We start from the raw sequence: 21,084 nt of genomic DNA, 5'->3' as shown, positions 1-21,084 counted from the left end.
GAGTCATCATGCTTGGTCATCGTCCACTAACGCCGGAAGACTGGGGCACGATTTTAAAGAGACGATGGTGGGTCATTGCTATTCCCGCCGTATTGTTTCCAATCATCGCGTACGCTGTCAGCTACTTCGTCCCGCCCCAGTATCTTTCGCAGACGTTGGTCCTGGTCGAGCAGCAGAAGGTGCCGGAATCGTACGTGAAGCCCGTCGTGACTGAAGACCTCGATTCGCGGCTCGCGACGATGAAGGAACAGATTCTCAGCCGTTCGCGGCTGGCTCCGATCATCGAGCGTTTCAACCTGTATGCGAACAAGAATATGTCGATGGACGACCGCATCGATCTGGCGCGCAAGAACATCGGGATCAAGCCGATTCAGTCGGACCTGACCAGAGGGCTTCCAGGCTTCTTTATCACCTTCACGGCGAGCGACCCACGAACCGCGCAGCTTGTATGCGGCGAGATTACATCGCTGTTTGTCAGCGAGAATCTCCACGCGCGCGAGACCTCTGCCGAAGGCACAACGGCGTTTCTTAAAGGGCAGTTAGACGACGCCAAGGCCAAGCTGGACGAGCAGGCTGCAAAGCTGGCCCAGTTCCAGCAGCAGTATGCAGGCAGGTTGCCGGACGAGACCCAGACCAACCTGAGCATGATGGGCACGGTCAACACCCAGCTGGATGCTGCGACGCAGCAACTGTCCCGTATGGAGCAGGACCGGAGCTATGCCGAAACGCTTCTGTCGCAGCAGGTGGCGCAGCAGCAGGCCGCACAGTCCACCGGTGGCTCGGCGTCAGCTCCTGCCGCGCAAGAGGCACAGCTTGAAAAGCTGGAAGATACCCTGACGCAATTGCAGACGCGTTATACCGACGACTATCCAGATGTGATTGCGGCCAAGCGGAAGATTGCAGAGCTGCAGGCCCAGATGGCCAAGGCTCCTGCGGCGCCGGTGGTGAAGACGCCACCGAGTACGGCGCCCAGCCGCAACGACTCGCCGGCGATTCAGCAACTGCGTGCGCAGATCCATGCAATGGACATAGGCATCGCGCAGAAGAAGTCTGAGCAGGGCAGGCTGGAGGGGCAGGCGCGCGTATTTCAGGACCGCATCTCGTCCAGCCCGCAGGTGCAGGAAGAGTACAAGAACATCACGCGTGACACGCAGACGGCTCAGCAGTTCTATGACGACCTGCTCAACAAGATGAATCAGTCGGAGATGGCAACAGACCTCGAGCGCCGCCAGCAGGGCGAGCAGTTCACAGTCATGGATGAGCCGAACCTGCCTGAGTCGCCAGAGTTCCCAAAACGTGGCGTATTTTTTGCCGGCGGTCTTGCCGGAGGTATCGCGCTGGGACTGCTGTTGTCGGCACTGTTTGAGTACAAGGACACAGCTGTACGTTCGGAGCGCGACATCTGGGCTTTCACCAAGCTGCCAACCCTGGCCGTCATAGAATTCGACCAGGACCTGGGGCGGCCTCTGGCGAGCAATCGGGGATGGTTCAAACGCAAAAAACCTGACGTGACAGCGGGAGACAAAACGCTGATGAATGTGGGCGGGTGACGATGTATAACAGCTTCTTCAAACTGCAAGCCAGTCCGTTCGGGACAAGTCCCGACCCGAGGTTTCTGTACATGATGCCGCATACGCGCGAGGCGCTGGCGTGCCTCGAGTACGGCATCTCGGCGCGCAAAGGCTTTACAGTCCTCACGGGCGAAGTAGGTACGGGCAAGACGACTCTGCTGCGCCGTGCGCTCAGCTCGTTCAACGGGCGTCGCGTTTCGACGGCATTTGTCTTCAATCCGCGGCTGGACGCACTGGACTTTCTTGAGTTCGTGCTGACCGACTTCGGCATCGTCCCGCAGACCCGGACCAAGTCCGGAATGCTGCTGCAGCTCAACCGCTGGCTGATTGAACGCTTTCGCATGGAAGAGACCTGCGTAGTCGTCGTCGATGAAGCGCAGAATCTCTCGTGGGACCTCCTCGAAGAGATTCGCCTGCTGACCAATCTTGAAACCTCGTCGGAGAAGCTCTTGCAGATCGTCCTCTCCGGCCAGCCAGAGCTTGAAGAGAAGCTGCGCCATCCAAGTGTGCGTCAGCTGCGGCAAAGAGTTGCGCTCTGGTGTAGAACGCAATCGCTCAGCGAGAGTCAGACTCACGCCTATGTCGGCGAACGTCTGCGCATCGCCGGCGCGACGCGGCCACTGTTCTCGCTGGATGCGCTGGACCTGGTTCATCGCTACAGTCGCGGCATCCCCAGAATCATCAATCTGCTGTGCGAGCATGCGCTGATCGTGGCGTATGTCGAGCAAATCGAGCAGGTGTCAGCGGCAATGGTGGAGGGAGTAGCACAGGAGCTGGAGCTGGAGACGCAGCCATTTTTGATCTCGGCAGCCGCAATGGGCGGCTCGTCACGTGGAGTCATAGACGAACCCCACAACCTTAGAAATCCTTTTGATGCAGAAACGACTGGAAGGCGAGACCGATGAGCCGCATTTACGAAGCACTGCAAAAGGCTGAAGAAGAACGAAAGCTGGAGCGGGGCCAGGAGCAGAACCAGCTTCGCGAACAGGACTTGAACCACGAGCCGCGCGAGCGTGATCCATTCGTGCCTTCACCTTTCAACGGAGACCATCAAACCGCAGTTGCCGAGACGATGGATCGGGGACCGGTGGTGCTCCCCTTTCAGGAGACGTCCTCCGCGACGGCGGCCCCGATAACAATAGAGCCCCCGTCAGGCCTGGACGAGGTTGTGCGGCGGCGCTGGTCGCCTTCTCTGGTACAGTTGCCTGCGCTGCTGCAGCGTGGCCCAGCGGTCGAGCAGTTCCGCAGCCTGCGCTCGCGTATCTATGAACTGCGCGATATCAAGCCGCTCAAGTCGATTCTGATTACCAGCGGCCTCCCTCAGGAAGGCAAGAGCTTCATCTCGATCAACCTCGCCATGAGCCTGGCCCGGCACAAAAACTCCCGAGTGCTCCTCATCGACGGCGACATGCGCCGCTTCACGCTGCACCAGATTCTCGGTTGCGAGTCGCATCCCGGATTAGCCGAGTATCTTGGCGGCAAGGCCAGTTTGTTGGACGTGATGCAGCGCGCAGAGACTCCGCCCTCGGGCCATGTCACGCTGCCGAACTTGACGTTCATCGCCGGTGGCAACGGAGGGGATAAGGCTGCCGACCTCTCGGGCAGTGCGCGATTCGGCGAGCTTCTGCGCACGGTCGGGCCATACTTCGATTGGGTCATTATCGACTCATCGCCTGTGCTGCCCGTCTCCGACGCGGTGAACATGGCGCGGTCATGCGATGGCGTGCTGTTGGTTGCGCGCTCGGGAATCACGAAGTTCCCTGTAGCACAGCGAGCGCAGAGCGAGCTGAAGGCCTCGAACGTTCTGGGTTTTGTCCTCAATGCCGTTCAAGAGGCTCCCCAGGTTGGCGACTATTACGGCTACGACGCCAGCCAGGACTAGCGAGGGCGTTCAGAAAGATGATTCGCCTATTCAACGTGTACTACCCGACGCGCAGCATTGTTCTTCTGCTGTGCGAGGCGCTCATTGTCAGCGGTTCGTTTTTGCTGGCCACGCTCTTGATCGTCGGGCCAGACTCGTACCTGGTTCTGAATTATGAGTACGGCTGGATTAAGATCGCAGCCCTCACCGTTCTGACGCTGCTTTGCTCGTACTACTTCGATCTGTATGAGCCGCAGCGCATGTCGGCCAAGTGGGAGATCTACTTCCGTCTGCTGCTGGTGCTGGGCTTTCTGTCGTTCCTGCTCTCAGCCATCGTCTACCTCTATCCACAGGCAGACATCGCGCGCTACGTTCTATTGGTCGGGCTGATGTTCCTGACCGTAGCGCTCGTCCTCTGGCGCGGCGCGTACTCGTGGCTTTTGGGGAAGAAGATTTTTCGCGAGCGGGTGTATGTGCTTGGCGGAGGAGAGCGTGCCCAGATGGTGGCGCAGATTCTCCGCACGCGCAGGGACGCTGGAATGGAAGTCGTCGCCTGGGATGAAACGCCAGTTGCCGAGGCTGATCGTAAGGAGGTCTTCCGCGCCGCGCTTGAGCGGTTTCGCGGAGACACGCCTGGCGTCGACCGCGTGATTGTAGCGCTCGAAGACCGTCGTGGCGGCCTGCCCATGCGCGAGCTCTTGAATCTGCGTTTCGACGGCGTCGTGATTGAAGAAGCCGGTACGTTGCTGGAGCGGCTAACGGGCAAGCTCTACCTGGATGGCCTCAGGCCCAGTAGCTTCATCTACAGTGAAGGCTTCAAGGTGAAGCCCTCGCAGCAGATTATGCGCCGCGTCGTCTCCACGCTTGCAGCGGCGATCGGGCTGCTGATATTTCTGCCCTTCTTTCCATTCGTAGTGTTATTGGTCAAGCTGTCATCGCCGGGGCCTGTCTTCTTCCGCCAGACACGCGTAGGCATGGGTGGTCACAACTTCACCGTCTACAAGTTCCGCACCATGAGGACCGATGCCGAAGCAGGCGGCGCCAAGTGGGCAAGCAAAAACGATCCACGCGTCACACGGTTTGGCATGTTCATGCGCAAGACGCGCATCGACGAGGTGCCACAGCTCTGGAACGTACTCAAGGGCGACATGGGCTTTGTCGGCCCCAGGCCGGAGCGGCCGGAGTTCGTGCCCTGGCTCGCCGAACAGATTCCATACTTCGAGCTGCGCCACATGATCCGTCCCGGCCTGACTGGATGGGCGCAGGTACGCTACGGCTACGGCGCAACTCTGGCTGAAGCGCGCGAAAAGCTCGAGTTCGACCTCTACTACATCAAGCACATGTCGCTTGGGCTCGATCTGCTGATTATGTTCGAGACCATCAAGACAATCGTCCGCCGCCGGGGATCGCAGTAAAGGGCCAGGAGACGGAAAGAAAATCTCAGCACATGCGAAGGCCCTCCTTTTGTGGAGGGCCTTCGTATGTGCATGTCGGATGCAGTTTAGAAGATGCGGGTACGCGAAGAGAGCGCTGGCTTGAGCGTACGCTCGGAGCTCTTCTTGATCAGGTGGGGAATGCGCAGTGGACGCGGCGGAACTTCAGGCATCCCAGCCTCGCTGAGCTTATAGAGCAGCGAGCGATAGCTGATCTGGAGCCATTTTGCCGTCTTCTGCCGATTCCAGCTATTTTCCTGAAGCACCTTCAGAATGATCTGCCGCTCAAGATCCTGCGTCGCCTTCTTGGTAATGTTCTTCAGCGAAACCGGTGCGCTCAGGTCGATGTCCGTGACGATCCCGTTGCGCGGCTGCTCGGGCACCATCTCGGCCACCAGGGCCTCTTCGCTGCCGATCAGCACATAGCTGCGGATAAGGTTCTCAAGCTGGCGGATATTGCCCGGCCAGTGGTAATTCTGCATCAGCCGGACGGCGCTCTTCGAGAGCAGCTCAGGCGTGGTGTGGAAGACCTTGGCGTAGTGCTCGATGAAGTAGTCGATCAGGACCGGCAGGTCAGCAATGCGCTGGCGCAGCGGCGGCAGGTTGATCGTGACCGCGTTGATGCGGAAGAGGAAGTCCAGCCGGAAGGTGCCATCCTCGACCTGGTTGCGCAAGTCGGTATTTGAGGCCGAGACCAGCCGGGTAGCAATGCTGCGCGGCTCATGGCCGCCAACCCGCACGAAGGTACCGTCCTGCAGGACTTGCAGCAGCTTCGACTGGACACCCAGGTCCAGGCTGCCAACCTCGTCCAGGAAGAGGGTGCCATTGTGGGCCTGTTCGACGCGGCCCAGCTTGGTGGTCATGGCTCCGGTGAAGGCGCCCTTTTCATAGCCGAACAGCTCGGTTTCGAGCAGCGAGTTCGGGATGGCAGGACAGCTTACTTTGACCAGCGAACCGCGGTTGCGCAGGGAAAGCGCATGCAACAGACGGACGCAGATCTCTTTCCCGGTGCCACTATCGCCTTGGATAAGGACGGGGACATCGGTCTCTGCTACCCGCTCTAGTTTATTCCGAACCGCCTGCATGGCGGCCGTCTTCCCAAAGATGATATCGAGCGGGGGCAGATTCAGTGAGGCAGCGGATTCAGGGTTATAGACCAAGGTCATTTCTTCCTATCGGCAGTAGAGCACAAACTACAACTCTGCAATACTCTTCACATTGCACGTTGGCTGCCATTCTTTTATGTCGTCAATCGTTTTTTGGAGGAAATCAGAGGCGCGGCTTCCCCGGAGGTGACATACTGTAGTCCCGAGAGCCGCGATAAGAGCCTATTTATGAGAAATTTTCGGGTAATGGGCTTAGAATTGACCAAGGTAATGTGGTGAAAAAAAGCTGATTTTTTTTGGCCCTGACACCGATGTGGAATGTAAGCTTGCCCCACAAAGGGATGGAAGTGGAAAACCTTTATCTCTTTTGTCGGCAAAATTCTTAACATTTTTCTGTTATTGTCGTCATGGTCGTTCTAAAATCCGCAGAGTAAGGGCACGTGGAGCCTCCCCATCCACCGGGCCTGAAGAACGAGGGCAAATATTTTCAGACTCGAAGTTGCATTCGAGTTCACATTGATTTCGGCTTGAGCATAGGATTCACGCCGAATAATCTCTCAGGGGTTGATATGTCAGCATCTTTGTCGTATTCGGTCACTGCCTTCAAACCCAGTTCGAAGTTGCAACCGAGGATTCACATTCTTGAGCCGGATCTGGCGGTCCTCGATTACCTGCGCCTGACGCTGGGGGACAAGTACGTTCTGAGCCTCTTCTCCGAGGAACAGACGCTGATGGACCGTCTGGAGAACAAGGACGCTCCAGATCTGTTGCTGCTGGCTCTGCACTCCAACCGCGACTCGATGCCGCTGTTGACGCACATCCGCTGCACCAGGCCCAACCTTCCAGTCATTGTGTTGTCATGCTCTGCCGATCTGCGTGATCTCGAGATGGTTATCCGGCTCGGCGTGCGCGCAATCGTGATGAAGCCCTTTGTCGGCAGCGATGTCGAGCAGGCGATTGAAGAGCACCTCGCCGCTGTTGAAAAGCAGGTTCCCGCCGCAGATGCGCTGAAGGAAATTCCTCTGAACGAGTCCCACTCGTTTGTGCGATCCAGCAAGCGGATGCGCGAACTGGAGTCGCAGGCCTCGCTGGTAGCCCGCGCCGACATCCCTTTGCTGATTCTTGGCGAGAGCGGTACCGGCAAGGAGATCCTTGCTCTCTATACCCATAAGATGTCTGCACGCAGCCAGAACATCTTCTTAAAGGTGAACTGCGCTGCCGTGCCGGCTGACCTGCTCGAAAGTGAGCTGTTCGGCTACGAGCAGGGCGCATTTACCGGCGCGGTCAAGACAAAACCCGGTAAGTTCGAGGTCTGCTCCGGCGGAACGATCTTCCTGGACGAGATCGGCGAGATGCCCGCCATGCTTCAGGCGAAGCTGCTGCAAGTGTTGCAGGACGGAACATTCTCCCGCCTCGGCAGCCGCTCGCCGATGAAGGTGGACGTCCGCGTGATCGCCGCCACCAATATCAATATGAAGGAGGCCATGGCGAACAAGACCTTCAGGGAAGATCTTTACTACCGGTTGAACGGATTTACCCTCAGCATCCCTGCGCTGCGGGACCGGAAGGACGAGATTCCTGTGCTGGCCGAGTACTTCATGCGCAAGAGCTCGAAGAAGTATGGACGCGACCCGCTGCCGTTTTCGACAGCGCTGTTGAACGGACTGATGGAGCATTCATGGCCGGGCAATCTGCGCGAGCTGGAAAATGTTGTGAACCGATACCTTGTGCTGGGCGAAGAAAGGGCTATTCTGGAGGAACTCGCTCCTTCGGTTGCGTACCAGGGCGCAGGCGTCCCGGTAGTTGCTGATGCCGTGCCAACTGGAGCGGGACTCAAGTCGATGGTGCGGAACCTTAAGGGCGACGCCGAATCGGCTGCAATTGCACGGGTATTGGAGGGCGTTGGATGGAATCGGAAGGCCGCGGCAAACGATCTGCAGATCAGCTACAAGGCGCTACTGTACAAGATCAAGCAGTACGATCTTCAGCCGGCACCCAGGGATCGCGCATAGCGGCAAAAGACGGTCACCCCGACGCGGATGAGTTTTATAAAGTTGTCGTGCGGTATGAAAACCACGCTGTGCGTGGTTTTGCAGAGGTCAGCAGGCTGGGTTCGATTGAGCAGCTTCTGCGCAACGAAGCCCTGCATCCCATCGACACCATCCCGCTCAAGATACTCGATTCAAATGACGTGCAACAGGTACCGACGAAGGACGCCAAGGCGGTCTTCTTCGTCAAAACCTTCGATGGTGACCTGCGCCATCGTGCTCTGCACTTCCACGAGCACGCGCCGACAGTGCCGGGGCTTTGGGTGCGAGTCTTCTTCTACGACAACGAAATGATCGAAGGTATCATCGGCAACTCCAAAGATTTTGTTCTGGGCGACGGGTTCTTTCTGCGTCCGACGGACCCGAACGGCAACAACACGCTGGTGTATGTGCTCAAGAGCGGGCTCAAGGACTTCCACATACTCGGCATGCGGAACTTCTCAAAGAACCTGATTCCGGGTGCAGGCGAAAAATAGCACGCTTCGCCGCATAGCCAGATAAATCGTTTGATCCAGTGTGTTCCGTCCGCTGCTCTGTGGTAAGTTGGGCAGCGGAGAAAATCACATGCATCCTTGGGCTCTGAAGGTTTCCTTAACAGGACTGGTAGCTGGCCTTATGTTGACAACCGCCGGTTATGCAGCGAATCCGCTCGTCGTAAAGACAGACAAAGGCAAAGTTGAAGGCGCATACACCACGGATCAGCAGGTGCGCGCATTCAAGGGCATTCCTTACGCCGCGCCTCCGGTGGGCGATCTGCGCTGGCAGCCACCTCAGCCTGCGGCGAAGTGGAAGGGCGTCCGCACGGCGACCGAATTTGGCTCACACTGCATTCAAACAATCGGCTATCCCGACATGATCTTCCACGATCCGGGCCCAAGCGAGGACTGCCTCACGCTGAATGTGTGGACGCCTTCGAAGTCGAAGAAGGACAAGCTACCGGTGATGGTGTGGATCTACGGTGGCGGTTACACCGCTGGCGGAACATCTGAGGGCCGCCAGGACGGGCAGTATCTCGCACACCGCGGCGTCGTCGTTGTCTCAATGAACTACCGGCTCGGCATCTTCGGCTTCTTCTCGCTGCCTGCGTTGACAGCAGAGTCGCCGCACCACGCCTCGGGCAACTACGGCCTGATGGACCAGACCGCGGCGCTCCAGTGGGTAAAGCGTAACATTGCAGCCTTTGGCGGCGATCCCAGCAACATCACCCTCTTCGGTGAGTCGGCTGGAGCGTTTTCTGTGAGCGCGCAGATGGCCTCGCCGCTCGCGAAGGACCTGATCACGAAGGCGATTGGCGAAAGCGGTGGCGCATTGGTCAGTGCAGAACTCACGTTCCCCATGCGTGAAGAGCAGGAGAAACGCGACGAAGCGTTTGCGCAGAGTACCTTTGGTACCACCAGCCTTGCAGACCTCCGCAAACTCTCGGTCGACGAGATTCTGAAGGGCGTCAGAGCGCATACTGGCACACACATTCGATTCGGTCCCAATATTGACGGCTACTTCCTGCCCGAGCCGGTTGCGCAGATTTACGCTGAAGGCAAACAAGCGCATATTCCCATGATCGCTGGCTGGAACAAGGACGAGGCGCGCGCAGCCGTAACTCTCGCCAAGGTGCAGCCCACAGCCGAGAGCTTTCGTGCTGATGAAGAGAAGGAGTTTGGCGCCACGGCCGACGAGTTCCTGAAGCTCTATCCGTCTTCGACAGATGCCGAGGCAGTCGAATCGGCGGGCGACTTAGTCAGCGACCGCTTCATCATCTACTCGACCTGGAGTTGGCTGGAGGCGCAGGTCGCGACGGGCGGCTCTCCCGTGTATCGCTATCGCTTCGACCTGGGTTCCCCAGGCGACAAGTTCCACCTGGCAGCCATGGGCGCCTTCCACTCCGACGACATCGAGTACGTCTTCGGCACGCTCGACTCGCGCCAGCAGGCCGTGTGGCGGCCCGAGGACCGCAAGCTGTCCGACGAAATCCAGCAGTACTGGACAAACTTCGCCAAGACCGGCGACCCGAACGGCGGCAACCTGCCGAAGTGGCCGACGTATCATCCAACTGACTGGATGGTGATGCATCTCGATGCAGACTCCGAAGCTAAGCCCGACGCTCACCGCGCTCGCTATCTCTTCCTCGATTCAGTATGGGGAAAGCGGTCGAAAACAGAACAGCAGGTTGCGCAGTGATGGAGTCGTAGTAGAAACCAGTTGCCTTGTATAAATCTCCCATCCATGCAAAACAGAAAGCCTGCATGGATGGGAGATTGTTATTGGACGGGGTCCATCTCGACGTCCACATCCATGTGGCGTGTGCTGCCCGGGATATCGAGCGAACCAAGGATCAGTGGCTTTCCAGAAGTCAGGAATGCCGAGCCTTCCAGAACGGTTTGCCGGATGATCGGGTCCTGCAGCGTTGTATTGGAGGTCTGTTCGGCAACGCTCGATTCCTCAACTTTGGAGCGCAGTCGAACGCCATTGGCAAACTCGTCGAGCGTCACGTCAAAGTTCATTCCCAGATCGACGTAGGTGATCTGCGTCTGCGACGAAGCATCACTTAATTTGTAGGTCCCCGTCGCAATGGGGACCTTACTGCCTTGCTTGAGCGTAGTTCTTTCTCCGGAGACGACGATGAGGCTGTAGTGCTGTGTGCCGACGCGCTTGCCGTTGTCCATCTCAGTAAGGGTGTAGGTGAGGCGGTAAGTCTTATTCGGGCGGTCGAGGTCGTTGATGAGCTTTTGAGCAAGGACAAGCTGGTCTGGCGTGGAACGTACGATAATGGCGTTCTGAGTGGGGACGGAGTATATCTTCGACTGCGGTGTGATCAGATTCCTGAGAGCGGTAACGATCTCATTGCCTTCGCGTGTATTGCTCACATTACTCAGATAGAACGTCTGGGTAGTCTCATTTTCGTGGCTGACCGCCGCCCTGGACTCCTGGGCACGCAAACGAGCTGTGCCGAAGGCCAGGGCCACGGCGATGCCGAGAACCCCGGCTATGAACTTCATCTTTCCTCCGATGCTGCGCTTCATTGAGCTTCTCCTGTTGGTGCGGCTTTTGGTGGTGCAAAGAATCTGTCGAACTGGGCCTTGCCTTTCGCAAACTGTTCAGCCCACACTTTGTGGTCGAGCGCGGCCAGCTCCACTGGGTCTCTGGCATGGACAAGACGCAGCAGCAACTCCTCCTGATCGGTCAGCGGCATAGGCGGAGCAGGCATACTGGGCGCGCGCATCTCGATCTCGGCAAGATCGTCGCTGGTCTTCACAACCTCTGCTTTGTTCGCACGATGCGCTACCGCCCTGCGCACAATAGGCCGGGAGACCGGAACCGGCGCATCGGTCACATCGTTTGTCATTGCCAAAGGAGATGGCGCAGCAGGAACGATCGTGCGAGCAGCAGGCGCGGGCACGCGGCCCTGGCGACGAATTGCAGGAGCGACCAACACCGCAACAAGCACCGCCGCAACCCCGCAGGCAGCAGAGATCATCACCGCACGAGCATGCGCTCCGAGCCAGCCTGGAAGCAGCCGATCCCACACCGTCGTCGGTGGTGTCGAGGCGCGAGCCTGCAACGCCGCAAGGACACGGCGCTCCATCTCCGCCGGCGCCTCCGCATTCCGCAGGCCCGACAATACTCTTTCAATGGATCGGTCCAAGTCTTTCATCTGTGACCTCCTTTTTCGAGCCGTCTTCGCAACCGCATGCGTGCGCGGAAGAGCAAAGCACGGACGGCAGATTCACTTCGCCCCAACACCTGAGCAATCTCAGACGTCCCCATCTCCTCAAGCGCCGAGAGCAGCAGAACGTGACGCTCGCCCTTAGGCAGGCGTTCCATCTCGGCGAGCACCAGCGTCATGCGGCGAGCCTCATCGAGCGCAGCATCGGCAGGGCGAACCTGGGCCGCAAGCGTCTGGGCAAATGCCTCGTCCAGTTGGCCAGGGCGAATACGCCGCCGACGGTCAATGGCAAGGTTCCATGCAATGCGCACCAGCCAGACACGCAGATCGCGCACATCAGGCAGTGATTCGCGGTGCTCGAGCACGCGAACAAACGCGTCCTGCACGACATCCTCAGCCTCGCTTGGACTGCGCAGGACCGAGTGAGCCACACGGAAAAGCAGCGCCGAATAGGTCTCAACCAGAGCGGCGAGATCAATCTCTCGCGTGCTTTCCGTGGACGATATCGGCAAGCTACATTCCTCGACCAGCGCCATAAGCCTCTTCTACCAAGGACAGACGCACGATACATAGTTCCGCTCGAAATTATTTCGCGGGCAGGCCCGTCGGCATAAACCAGACAGCGGGTGGCAGCCTATTGCTCTCATGTGAGAGAGTGGATGCGCACATTGCTCATCCCCAAGGAGCCAATTCCGACATGCGCTCAACCTTCCTGTGCTTGTTCTCTCTCCTCGTGTTCCCCCTGCAGGCTGCGCAGGCACAGGGAACCGTGCCTGTATTTACCCACACGGCTGGACAGGCCTCCTACACCTTTACGGGCAGCGATCCCGCTCAGCAGACCGTGACGACGATCCCCACGCTGCTCGTTCCCATCACCCTCTCATTCGAGGCAAAGAAGATCGGAGGCAAATCTTTCGAGTTGAGTGCAGACGCAGACGTGCCGCGCGTGCTCGGTTCGCCGGTCTACTCAAAGTTCGCATTTGCCTCAGGTGAAAGAACGCAATATATCGACGCAATGTTGCGCGCCACGTTTCCCGCGGCAAAAGGATGGCACACACTGTTGGGCAAGCCTCAGGTCAAGCCGGTGAAGATCACCATCCCCGTTGGCTACGGTTACGTGCTGACATCGAAAAAGAACGGCGGCGCAGTTGCCGTCGTCGATATCGAGTTCCTCCAGAAGGAGCTGTTCAAGCAATTGCCAAAGCAGGACGGCAAACTCGTCATCGCCCTCACGCACAACACCACGTACTACGCGCTCAGCGATGCCACCGTCTGCTGCTCATGGGGAACGCACGGCATCGACTCGGCCACCGGCAACTCATTCGTGCTTGCATCCTATCTGCACGGCACACCTGCGATTGTTGAAGATCGAGACGTCCAGCCTCTGACCGCGCAACTCGCAGAGTTCTTCTACGATCCGCTCCACGATCCTCTGGTCACCACGCCGATGTTTCAGCAGAGCAGTGCTGCGCATGGCAACGTCTTTCCGCGCTGGATGCGCCCCGCCTCGTTGAGCACAGGCGAAGAGGGCTCTTGCGGAGGCAGTGGCGTTGGGTCCACTTACTTTAATCTGCAACCGACAGACACGAACCACAAAAACGACTTTCCCGCCTCGAAGCCCTTTGCAGCGCGCACGAAGAACGACACGTATCACCTGCAGAACGTAGCGCTTCTCCAGTGGTATGTAGGGAGCAGCGAAGGCACTGGCAGTAGATTCAGCTTTCCGGATCTGCAAGCTCTCACCGCCGCCGCGGCACCATGCCCAACGCGCTTTGGACGACGCGAAGGTTCATCGCCAGAACCCTCAGTCGAGCCAAAGCAGCAGAGCGGCGCGTCGAATGGCCACGAGCTCATCGGCTACTGGACGGGGCACAGCAGAGCAGGCGTGCCGTTCCAGTTGCGCGACGTCTCGCCCCAGTGGGACGTCATCATCGTCGCCTTTGCCTCACCCGACAAGACCTCACCCGGAACGCTGCACTTCCACCCACCCGTTGGCATCGACCCTGCGCAGTTCAAACAGGACGTTGCCTACATGAAGAGCCATGGCAAAAAGGTGATGATCTCGCTCGGCGGCGGCGGCCAGTTCTTCACCATGCCCGATGCCGAGAGCACCGAACGCTTTCTCTCGTCCGTGACGAGCATCGTCTCCGAGTACGGCTTCGACGGCATCGACCTCGACTTCGAAAGCCCATCGCTCTCAATCGATGCAGGCGACACAGATTTCAAGCATCCAACAACCCCGTCAATCGTGAACATGATCTCAGCATTGCGAAAACTACACGACCACTTCGGCCCCAGCTTCATGATCAGCCTCGTGCCTGAAGGCACGCAGATTCCATCAGGCTATCCAAGCTATGGCGGACAGTTCGGGTCGTACCTGCCGCTCGCCTACGCCACACGCGACATCCTCTCGTTCGTCGACGTGCAGGACTACAACACGCCGCCGCTTCAAGGGCTCGACGGCGAGATCTATCAGATCGGCTCAGCCGACTACGACGCCGCCATGACCGAGTTGCTCCTGCACGGCTTCAACGTCGGCGGCAACCCGGCACACTTCTTCCCCGGCCTTCCTGCGCGACAGGTCGCAGTCGGATTCCTCACCGGCTACTCGACGCCGCAGCATGTAAGCGAGGCGATGGACTTCATCATCACCGGCAAAGCCCCAGTCAACTCAACCTACAAACTGCGCAAACCGGGCGGCTATCCCGACATGATCGGCGCGATGTTCTGGACCATCGACGCAGACCGCGGCAGCGGCTACAAATACTCCAACCTGATTGGCCCGCAGCTTCACGGCTATCCCGCATCCAAATAGCCGAGCATCAAAGAAGAACGCCGCAGGCAAAAACCTGCGGCGCTCTTTTTCCGAAATGATGTGAATTGAATCTATGCGCCGACAGGCTCAGCCACTTTCACGTTGACCGGCGTGAGCCAGTTATAACGATCAGGTTTCAGCCCATTCACAATGGCGAAGAACTCATCATGAAGCACCTTGGTGACGGGCCCCATCTTGCCATCGGCGATCGTAATCCGATCGACACTGCTCAGGTGCGTAACTTCAGCGGCAGTGCCCGTGAAGAACGCCTCGTCAGCGATGTAGAGCATCTCGCGTGGCAGCGCTTGCTCAACGACCTCGATGCCAAGCTGCTTGGCCAGCGTGATCACCGACGAGCGCGTGATGCCGCTCAGCACCGAGTTCGCCAGTGGCGTCGTGTACAGCACGCCATTGCGCACGATAAAGAGGTTCTCGCCCGATCCCTCCGAGAGGTATCCATTCACGTCAAGCGCGATGCCCTCCGAATAGCCGTTGATCTCGGCCTCCATGCGGATCAGTTGCGAGTTCATGTAGTTCGCGCCAGCCTTGGCAAGCGAAGGCATCGTGTTCGGCGCCAGCCGGCTCCACGAAGACACGCACACATCCGCGCCGCCATTGCCCGGAACATACTTGCCCCACGGGAAGTTGGCAATGTACACATCCACAGGCGACTTCAGCGGATTCACGCCAATTTCGCCATAGCCGCGGAACGCGATGGGGCGAATGTAGCAGGGCGCAATGCCGTTGGCCTCGACAACATCGACTACGGCCGAGCAGAGTTGTTCCGCCGAATAAGGAACCGGCATCCGATAAATCTTCGCCGAATCGAGCAGGCGCTGCATGTGGTCCTGCAGGCGAAAGACGCCGGCTGTGTTGGCCTGTGCGTAACAACGAATCCCCTCGAAGACCGAGGAGCCGTAGTGTACGACGTGCGACATCACATGAATCTGGGCCTTGTCCCAGGGGATAAGGTTGCCATTGTGCCAGATGTTTTTTGTGGTCTCTAAGGGCATAAAAGGACGCTCCTGAAGGGGCTTTTATCTATTATAACGGCGTGCGTTTACCGCCCATGCAAAAATAGGACGATGTTCGATCCTCACGCAGTCAGTCTGTATGTGCTCGAACGCTCGGCCTACGTGCGGTTCTCCGTGCTGGCGCTGAGCTCCATCTTCTTTCTTGTGGACCCCTTCGCCGCGCTGCCAACATTTCTGGCCATCACGGCGGGCGCGGACAAGCACCGGCGCAGGCACATGGCATGGAAGGCCTCGCTGACCGCGTTGATCTTCCTCAGCGCCTTTGCCATCGCTGGGCAATACATCTTCCGCATGTTCGGCATCACGCTTCCCGCGTTTGAGATCGCAGGCGGAATCATCCTTCTCCTGATCGGTCTCGACATGCTCGAAGCAAAGCGCTCGCCAACGCAGGAGTCCAGCGAAGAAGCGCACGAGGCCGCGGCGAAGGAAGACGCCGGCATCGTCCCGCTCGGCATTCCCATGCTCGCAGGCCCCGGCGCGATCACCAGCGTGATGGTGCTCGTCGGACAGGCCCAGACCAGATGGCAGATGGCGGCAATCCTCATCTCCATCCTGATTACGGCGGCGATCTGCTATCTGGTCCTCGGCAACTCCGACCGCGTGGCGCGCGCCATGGGCGAGACCGGCGTCAGAATCCTCGTCCGCATCATGGGCCTGCTGCTCGTCGCGCTGGCCGTGCAGTACTTCCTGAACGGACTGGTCGATCTCGGTGTCATCGCGAAGCCTTAGTCATTGCATCGAACGCGACAGAAAAATCCACAGCAGAAATTTCTGAAGACGCACCCGCTCGTCACTCATCTAAACAGATAAAGCACATAGAGGAGGGAAGCATGGAACAGAGATTCAACTACTTCAAAGCTGCGCCCGATGGTTACAAGGCGATGAGCGGGCTAGAGCAGTACCTTCACAACTGCGGACTGGAAGAGAAGCTGCTTCATTTGGTGAAGTTCCGCGCCTCACAGATCAACGGCTGCGCGTTTTGTCTGGACATGCACTCGAAGGACCTCCGCGCGGTCGGCGAAGAAGAGCAGCGTCTGTACACGCTCGAAGCATGGCGTGAGTGTCCGTGGTACACCGACCGCGAGCGCGCAGCGCTGGCGTGGACCGAGGCGCTGACGCTGGTCACACAGGGCCACGTTCCCGACGCCGTGTATGAAGAGGCGCGCAAGCAGTTCAACGAGAAAGAGCTCTCTGACCTCAGCCTCGCCATCACAACCATCAATGCCTGGAACCGCCTGAGCATCGCCGCGCGCACGACTCCCGGAACATACAAGCGCGGCACGAAGACCCACACAAGCTAGCCAGCGTCGTCGCAAAATACCGTTGCTCACGCGAGAGGTGTAATGACAGCATCTGAGACGATTCTATGTGCCGGCCTCATCGCCGGAACGCTCGACATTACTGCGACAACGGCACTCTTCGCGGCACAGGGCCTCCCCATTCAGAGGCTCTGGCAGGGCATCGCCAGCGGCGCGCTTGGCGGCTCCGCGTTTTCCGGAGGCAGAAAGACCGCAGCCGCGGGCCTGCTCTTTCACTTCATCATTGCCATCTCGGTTGCTGGCGTCTACTACGATGCCAGCCATTGGATTACTGCTCTGGTGGAGCGACCAATCCTCTGCGGCGCGCTCTACGGCGTCCTCGTCCATCTCGTGATGAGCCGCATCGTCGTCCCTTTATCAGCCGCACCCAAACGCGTCTTCTCGATGAAGGCGTTTCTCATCCAACTCATCATCCACATCTGTTTCGTTGGCCTTCCCGTAGCTCTGGTGGTCAGCCACTTCTCCCGCTAACACAACGCCCTCCTCAGTCTGATATGGTGTCTGGGCTGGCGAAATGCCGGCTCACGCGGTTGCAGACTGCAACCCACCTCACGCGGGAGAAAGAACCAATGCAGCGGAGAGAATTTCTAGGCCTGGCGGCAGCCGCAGCGCTGGCGCCAAAAGTTGCTATAGGCGAAGGATCAAGCGGCGCAGCCGCTGCTCCCATACCTGGCCGTACAGGCAAACCGGCCATGCAGCTTGGCCTGAAAGTATCGCCTGCTGCAAATCCCGAGCAGATCGTCCGGCGCGTTCACGACATGGGCTTCAGCACCACCTTCTTTTCGCTGGACGAATACATCGGTAAATTCACGCCCGCACTCGCAAAGCAGTACCGCGATCTGCTCGACAAATACAGCCTCACCCTCACTGCCGTTGAAGTCGTCGGCCCCGGCCCGCTCAAATGGAACTTCATGGAAGGACCTTCGACGATCGGCGTCGTGCCCCGCGCAACCCGCGCAGCCAGAATCGACTCACTCCGGCAACTCTCCGACTTCGCAAAGCTGCTCGACGTCAACCTCGTGCAAACGCACTGCGGCTTCATTCCCGAAGACCCCGCCGACCCGCTCTACCACGAGGCCGTCCAGGCGATCAGCACTGTGGCGAAGCACTGCGCAGGCAACGGCCAGAGCTTCCTGATGGAAACCGGGCAGGAGACGCCAACGACGATGTCTCGCATGTTGCGCGACGCAGGGCAGCCTAACCTCGGCGTCGGACTCGACACCGCCAACCTGATCCTCTACGGCAAGGCGAACCCAGTCGACGCAGTCGATATCCTTGGCCCGCACGTCAAAAGCATTCACGCCAAAGATGGCAGATGGCCAACCGACCCAAGCTATCTCGGCGAAGAGGTGCTGATCGGCACCGGCCTCGTGGACTTCCACAAAGTCTTCACCAAGCTGCACCACCTGGGCTACGGCGGCGCGGTCACCATCGAGCGCGAGACCTCCGGCCCGCAGCAGATCGCCGACGTGCGCCAGGAGAAGATCTATCTGGACAACGTTCTGAAGCAAGTCATCGGCTGAAACAAACTCGTGAAGTAAAGGGAGAGAGCATGGCGGAGATGGATCGGCGGGACTTTGTCAAAACCAGCGCAGTTGCAACCGGACTTCTGCTCTTGAAGTCGAAGGCAGCATTTGGCTACGAAGCAAACTCAGCCGTTCGCCTGGGCCTGCTTGGCTGCGGCAACCGCGGCACGGCCGTTGCGAGCGCGTTTGCAAAGAACGGCGCACGCATCGCCGCGCTCGGCGATATCTTTCCAGACAAGCTCGCCAAGGGCAAGGAGCACTTTGACCAACTGAACGCTACACTCGGCCAGCCCGCGATAGAAGACAGCCTCCTGTTCCACGGCCCTGACTCATTCAAGCAGATGGCCCACGCGAAAGATGTAGACATGGTGCTGATCGCGACGCCGCCCTGGTTCCACGTCGAACACCTCGACACCATCGTCGATGCAGGCAAGCACGTCTACTGCGAAAAGCCCGTCGGCGTAGACATAGCCCAGGCAAAGCACGCGCTCGAAATCGGCAAGCGCGTCAAAGACCGTCTCAGCGTCGATGTAGGCTTCGAGGTCCGCAGCGCCCCGCCGATAGCCGCCGTCATCGAAAAGGTAAAGGGCGGCGCGCTCGGAAAACTCGCGTCCATCACCGGCACCTACTTCGCGCCCGCATCGACAGAAAAGCCCGTCGTCGGCACCTCACACGACGAGTGGCGCCTCCGCAACTGGCTCTGGGACCGCGCACTCTCCGGCGACATTCTCGTCGAGCAGAACATCCACATCATCGACCTCTGCAACTGGGTGCTTGGCGCGCATCCGCTCAAGGCCACAGCCACCGGAGGCCGCAACATCCTCACCCATCCCGGCGACTGCTGGGACAACTACCAGGTCGTCTACACCTACCCCAACGACGTCCACGTCAGCTTCTCGTCCGTCCAGTTCAGCAACCCCGGCTTCAACGCAGGCATCCAGATCTTCGGCGCAAACGGCATGGCCGAAGCCCCATACGCGGGCGCGGTTCGCATCGTTGGTGATACGCCGTGGAACTGGGGTGACGCGGCAAGCGCTCAAGCGCAAGGCAAGTTCGCCGCCAATGGAGCCTTCGGCGACAACCTCGCCCAGGCCGACCACGAGAAGACGCGCACCTTCCTCGAAAGCATCACCTCAGGCCGCTTCCACAACCAGATCGCCGCCGGCGTCGACAGCGCTCTGAGCTGCATGCTCGGCCGCATGGCCGGCTACACCGCGCGCGAAACAACGTGGCAAGACCTGCTGACACACGGAGAGACCTACCCGCTGGGCATGAATATCAGCCAATTCGCATAGCTTTGGTGCAGTAAGAGCTTCGCTGTTCAGTGCACAAACAGCGCCGTGCACGAGACCACAATCCCGATTGCCGCAACGCCAAGGCCAAACATGAAGTAAGCGTGATTGCGCGTAAACAGCGTCACCGAGCACAGCACGACCGCAATCTGCAGCAAAGCTTCGCCGAGATCGTAGCGAGTCGCGCGAGACTCAGCATGCTCGACCGACTCATCCAGCACCTCGGCCCTTTTCTGTTCAACTGCCAGGTCCGCGGTCCACTTCTCGATGTGGTGTTCGTACTCGTTACGCTTGGCGGCAGCAGCGGTTGAGAGCGGCGATTGCAGATCGAGCTGGTCCACCGCAAGCGTGAAGCTGCTCATGCGAATCTTCTGTGCCTGATACTCGTTCCATTGATCCGCAGCCCGCGTCTGGAACAACATCGCATCGGTGTGGGTCCGGTGGCCGATGACCGTCACCATCGCCACCAGCACAGCCAGAATCGAGATAGCCAGCGAGATGACCTTCAGCGACTCGCCTTCGCCCGACTCCTTCATCTGCTCTGCGAACTCTTGGATCTCGTGCGCTTCCATGGTGGTTGATTCTAGCGCGAAATCCTCTACCCGCATGAACACGAAGCGTAACCCGGAATTCAATAAGGAATCACCCGAGTCTAATGCATCCCGGAACGTGCTACAGGTATTTGCAAATAAACGAGTTAATTTTGAAGCGAAGGTTAGGAGCGCTGACCGGGAAGGTGGATTCCCACAGGAACTTGAAGTTTTTCACAGCGAAAGGGTTGCATGTTCATGCAGGTCGCTGATACTCTCAGGAAGTCGCAGTAAGGCGCTTATCGAGCTTGCACGAAAGCAGAAGGTTCGATACTCTTACTGAGTAGCAACAAGCTTCTCTCCTGGCTCTGCATAAGAGGTGAAGGATTAAGAAGCGCAGTCCAAGCGTTTGATCGCGGATTTGAGCCTCAGGCCATCCGGTTCCAAACCCAAGCCACTGCAATTATTGATTTTGATAAGAGCTGAGTGCTCTGCGGCTGTCTTTGTGCCGTTACGATGTTTTGATAGTTTATGTTGCGCTGTGCGAACTGACGGATCTTCAGCAATTAGCTGAGGCCGATCAGGGTCAAAGCAGGGTTTGAAAGAAAAATTTCAAAACTGGTTGACACAAGGTTTGAAGTTCGATAATCTTGAAAAGTTCGCGCAAAACGTCATGCGCTGCTAAGTGACCCTCTAAAAGTGGCTTCGGGCCTGGCCTCAATGGCAAATGGAGAAGGTTGACTAACGGCAACAAAACAGACGATTTATAGCGCCTCAAGTTCGAGGACACAAACCTGGCAATGCCGGTTGAGTCCTTGATCCAGCTGCCCGCTTAGGCGGACGCAGTCGGGATCTTTGACAACATAGTTGAATGTGCCAGTCGTGAGA

At 58.5% G+C, this 21,084-nt stretch carries 19 protein-coding genes; 13 read left to right on the top strand and 6 right to left on the bottom strand.

What is annotated here, in order from left to right:
* The first annotated feature begins 8 nt into the window (after positions 1-8).
* From IEX36_RS16375 to IEX36_RS16360, 4 genes are read left to right on the top strand one after another with little or no spacing between them, the layout of a single operon-like run.
* Complete coding sequence (locus IEX36_RS16375) at positions 9-1,550, top strand: GumC family protein (RefSeq protein WP_188760640.1); 1,542 nt, start codon at positions 9-11, stop codon at positions 1,548-1,550.
* A 2-nt stretch (positions 1,551-1,552) separates the two neighbouring features.
* Positions 1,553-2,476, top strand: a complete 924-nt coding sequence (locus IEX36_RS16370; protein ID WP_188760690.1) for an ExeA family protein — start codon at positions 1,553-1,555, stop codon at positions 2,474-2,476.
* Positions 2,473-3,453, top strand: coding sequence for a CpsD/CapB family tyrosine-protein kinase (locus IEX36_RS16365; protein WP_188760639.1), 981 nt, complete (start codon positions 2,473-2,475; stop codon positions 3,451-3,453). Before IEX36_RS16370 ends, IEX36_RS16365 begins: the two co-directional genes overlap by 4 nt.
* A 17-nt stretch (positions 3,454-3,470) precedes the next feature.
* Positions 3,471-4,847, top strand: a complete 1,377-nt coding sequence (locus IEX36_RS16360) for a TIGR03013 family XrtA/PEP-CTERM system glycosyltransferase (RefSeq protein WP_188760638.1) — start codon at positions 3,471-3,473, stop codon at positions 4,845-4,847.
* A gap of 86 nt (positions 4,848-4,933) precedes the next feature.
* Here IEX36_RS16360 and IEX36_RS16355 read toward each other — a convergent pair whose 3' ends face one another.
* Complete coding sequence (locus IEX36_RS16355) at positions 4,934-6,031, bottom strand: sigma-54 interaction domain-containing protein (protein ID WP_188760637.1); 1,098 nt, start codon at positions 6,029-6,031, stop codon at positions 4,934-4,936.
* Positions 6,032-6,540: 509 nt separating this feature from the next.
* Between IEX36_RS16355 and IEX36_RS16350 the strand changes: the two genes are divergently transcribed.
* The 3 genes from IEX36_RS16350 to IEX36_RS16340 all read left to right on the top strand — a co-directional run bounded on the left by IEX36_RS16350 (position 6,541) and on the right by IEX36_RS16340 (position 10,194).
* Positions 6,541-7,983 carry a sigma-54-dependent transcriptional regulator gene (locus IEX36_RS16350; RefSeq protein ID WP_188760636.1) on the top strand — a complete coding sequence of 481 codons (1,443 nt, stop codon included), beginning with the start codon at positions 6,541-6,543 and terminating at the stop codon, positions 7,981-7,983.
* Positions 7,878-8,495 carry a DUF6982 domain-containing protein gene (locus IEX36_RS16345; protein WP_373283053.1) on the top strand — a complete coding sequence of 206 codons (618 nt, stop codon included), beginning with the start codon at positions 7,878-7,880 and terminating at the stop codon, positions 8,493-8,495. Before IEX36_RS16350 ends, IEX36_RS16345 begins: the two co-directional genes overlap by 106 nt.
* Before the next feature lie 88 nt (positions 8,496-8,583).
* A complete protein-coding gene (locus IEX36_RS16340; RefSeq protein ID WP_188760634.1) occupies positions 8,584-10,194 on the top strand; it encodes a carboxylesterase/lipase family protein in 1,611 nt (536 codons plus the stop codon).
* An 80-nt stretch (positions 10,195-10,274) separates the two neighbouring features.
* Here IEX36_RS16340 and IEX36_RS16335 read toward each other — a convergent pair whose 3' ends face one another.
* Genes IEX36_RS16335 through IEX36_RS16325 form a run of 3 tightly spaced genes read right to left on the bottom strand, consistent with a single transcriptional unit; the run spans position 10,275 to position 12,192 of the window.
* The gene (locus tag IEX36_RS16335; protein ID WP_229669076.1) at positions 10,275-11,036 is read right to left on the bottom strand and encodes a secretin GspD/PilQ domain-containing protein; all 762 of its coding nucleotides are present in this window, start codon (positions 11,034-11,036) and stop codon (positions 10,275-10,277) included.
* Positions 11,033-11,668 (bottom strand): hypothetical protein, encoded by a 636-nt coding sequence (locus IEX36_RS16330; RefSeq protein ID WP_188760633.1) that lies wholly within the window; start codon positions 11,666-11,668, stop codon positions 11,033-11,035. Before IEX36_RS16330 ends, IEX36_RS16335 begins: the two co-directional genes overlap by 4 nt.
* A complete protein-coding gene (locus tag IEX36_RS16325; protein WP_229669075.1) occupies positions 11,665-12,192 on the bottom strand; it encodes an RNA polymerase sigma factor in 528 nt (175 codons plus the stop codon). Before IEX36_RS16325 ends, IEX36_RS16330 begins: the two co-directional genes overlap by 4 nt.
* Positions 12,193-12,377: 185 nt before the next feature.
* Between IEX36_RS16325 and IEX36_RS16320 the strand changes: the two genes are divergently transcribed.
* Complete coding sequence (locus IEX36_RS16320; RefSeq protein ID WP_188760631.1) at positions 12,378-14,495, top strand: glycosyl hydrolase family 18 protein; 2,118 nt, start codon at positions 12,378-12,380, stop codon at positions 14,493-14,495.
* A gap of 71 nt (positions 14,496-14,566) precedes the next feature.
* Here the strand turns inward: IEX36_RS16320 and IEX36_RS16315 are convergent, their stop codons facing one another.
* On the bottom strand, positions 14,567-15,508 hold the full coding sequence (locus IEX36_RS16315; RefSeq protein WP_188760630.1) for a branched-chain amino acid transaminase: 942 nt from the start codon (positions 15,506-15,508) through the stop codon (positions 14,567-14,569).
* A gap of 72 nt (positions 15,509-15,580) precedes the next feature.
* Here IEX36_RS16315 and IEX36_RS16310 point away from each other — a divergent pair, with 72 nt between their 5' ends.
* The 5 genes from IEX36_RS16310 (at position 15,581) to IEX36_RS16290 (ending at position 19,669) form a co-directional block, all read left to right on the top strand.
* Entirely contained in the window at positions 15,581-16,258 is a 678-nt protein-coding gene (locus IEX36_RS16310) for a MarC family protein (protein WP_188760629.1), read from the top strand.
* A gap of 101 nt (positions 16,259-16,359) precedes the next feature.
* Positions 16,360-16,830 (top strand): carboxymuconolactone decarboxylase family protein, encoded by a 471-nt coding sequence (locus tag IEX36_RS16305; protein ID WP_188760628.1) that lies wholly within the window; start codon positions 16,360-16,362, stop codon positions 16,828-16,830.
* 42 nt (positions 16,831-16,872) lie between these two features.
* A complete protein-coding gene (locus IEX36_RS16300) occupies positions 16,873-17,319 on the top strand; it encodes a hypothetical protein (RefSeq protein WP_188760627.1) in 447 nt (148 codons plus the stop codon).
* A 98-nt stretch (positions 17,320-17,417) separates the two neighbouring features.
* Positions 17,418-18,371 carry a sugar phosphate isomerase/epimerase family protein gene (locus tag IEX36_RS16295; RefSeq protein WP_188760626.1) on the top strand — a complete coding sequence of 318 codons (954 nt, stop codon included), beginning with the start codon at positions 17,418-17,420 and terminating at the stop codon, positions 18,369-18,371.
* Between the two features lie 29 nt (positions 18,372-18,400).
* Positions 18,401-19,669, top strand: coding sequence for a Gfo/Idh/MocA family protein (locus IEX36_RS16290; protein WP_229669074.1), 1,269 nt, complete (start codon positions 18,401-18,403; stop codon positions 19,667-19,669).
* Positions 19,670-19,695: 26 nt separating this feature from the next.
* Here IEX36_RS16290 and IEX36_RS16285 read toward each other — a convergent pair whose 3' ends face one another.
* Positions 19,696-20,238 carry a DUF4337 domain-containing protein gene (locus IEX36_RS16285; protein ID WP_188760625.1) on the bottom strand — a complete coding sequence of 181 codons (543 nt, stop codon included), beginning with the start codon at positions 20,236-20,238 and terminating at the stop codon, positions 19,696-19,698.
* Positions 20,239-21,084 lie beyond the last annotated feature (846 nt).

Source organism: Edaphobacter acidisoli (genome assembly GCF_014642855.1).
GTDB classification, from domain to species: domain Bacteria; phylum Acidobacteriota; class Terriglobia; order Terriglobales; family Acidobacteriaceae; genus Edaphobacter; species Edaphobacter acidisoli.
This window is presented reverse-complemented; position numbering and strand designations above follow the sequence as displayed.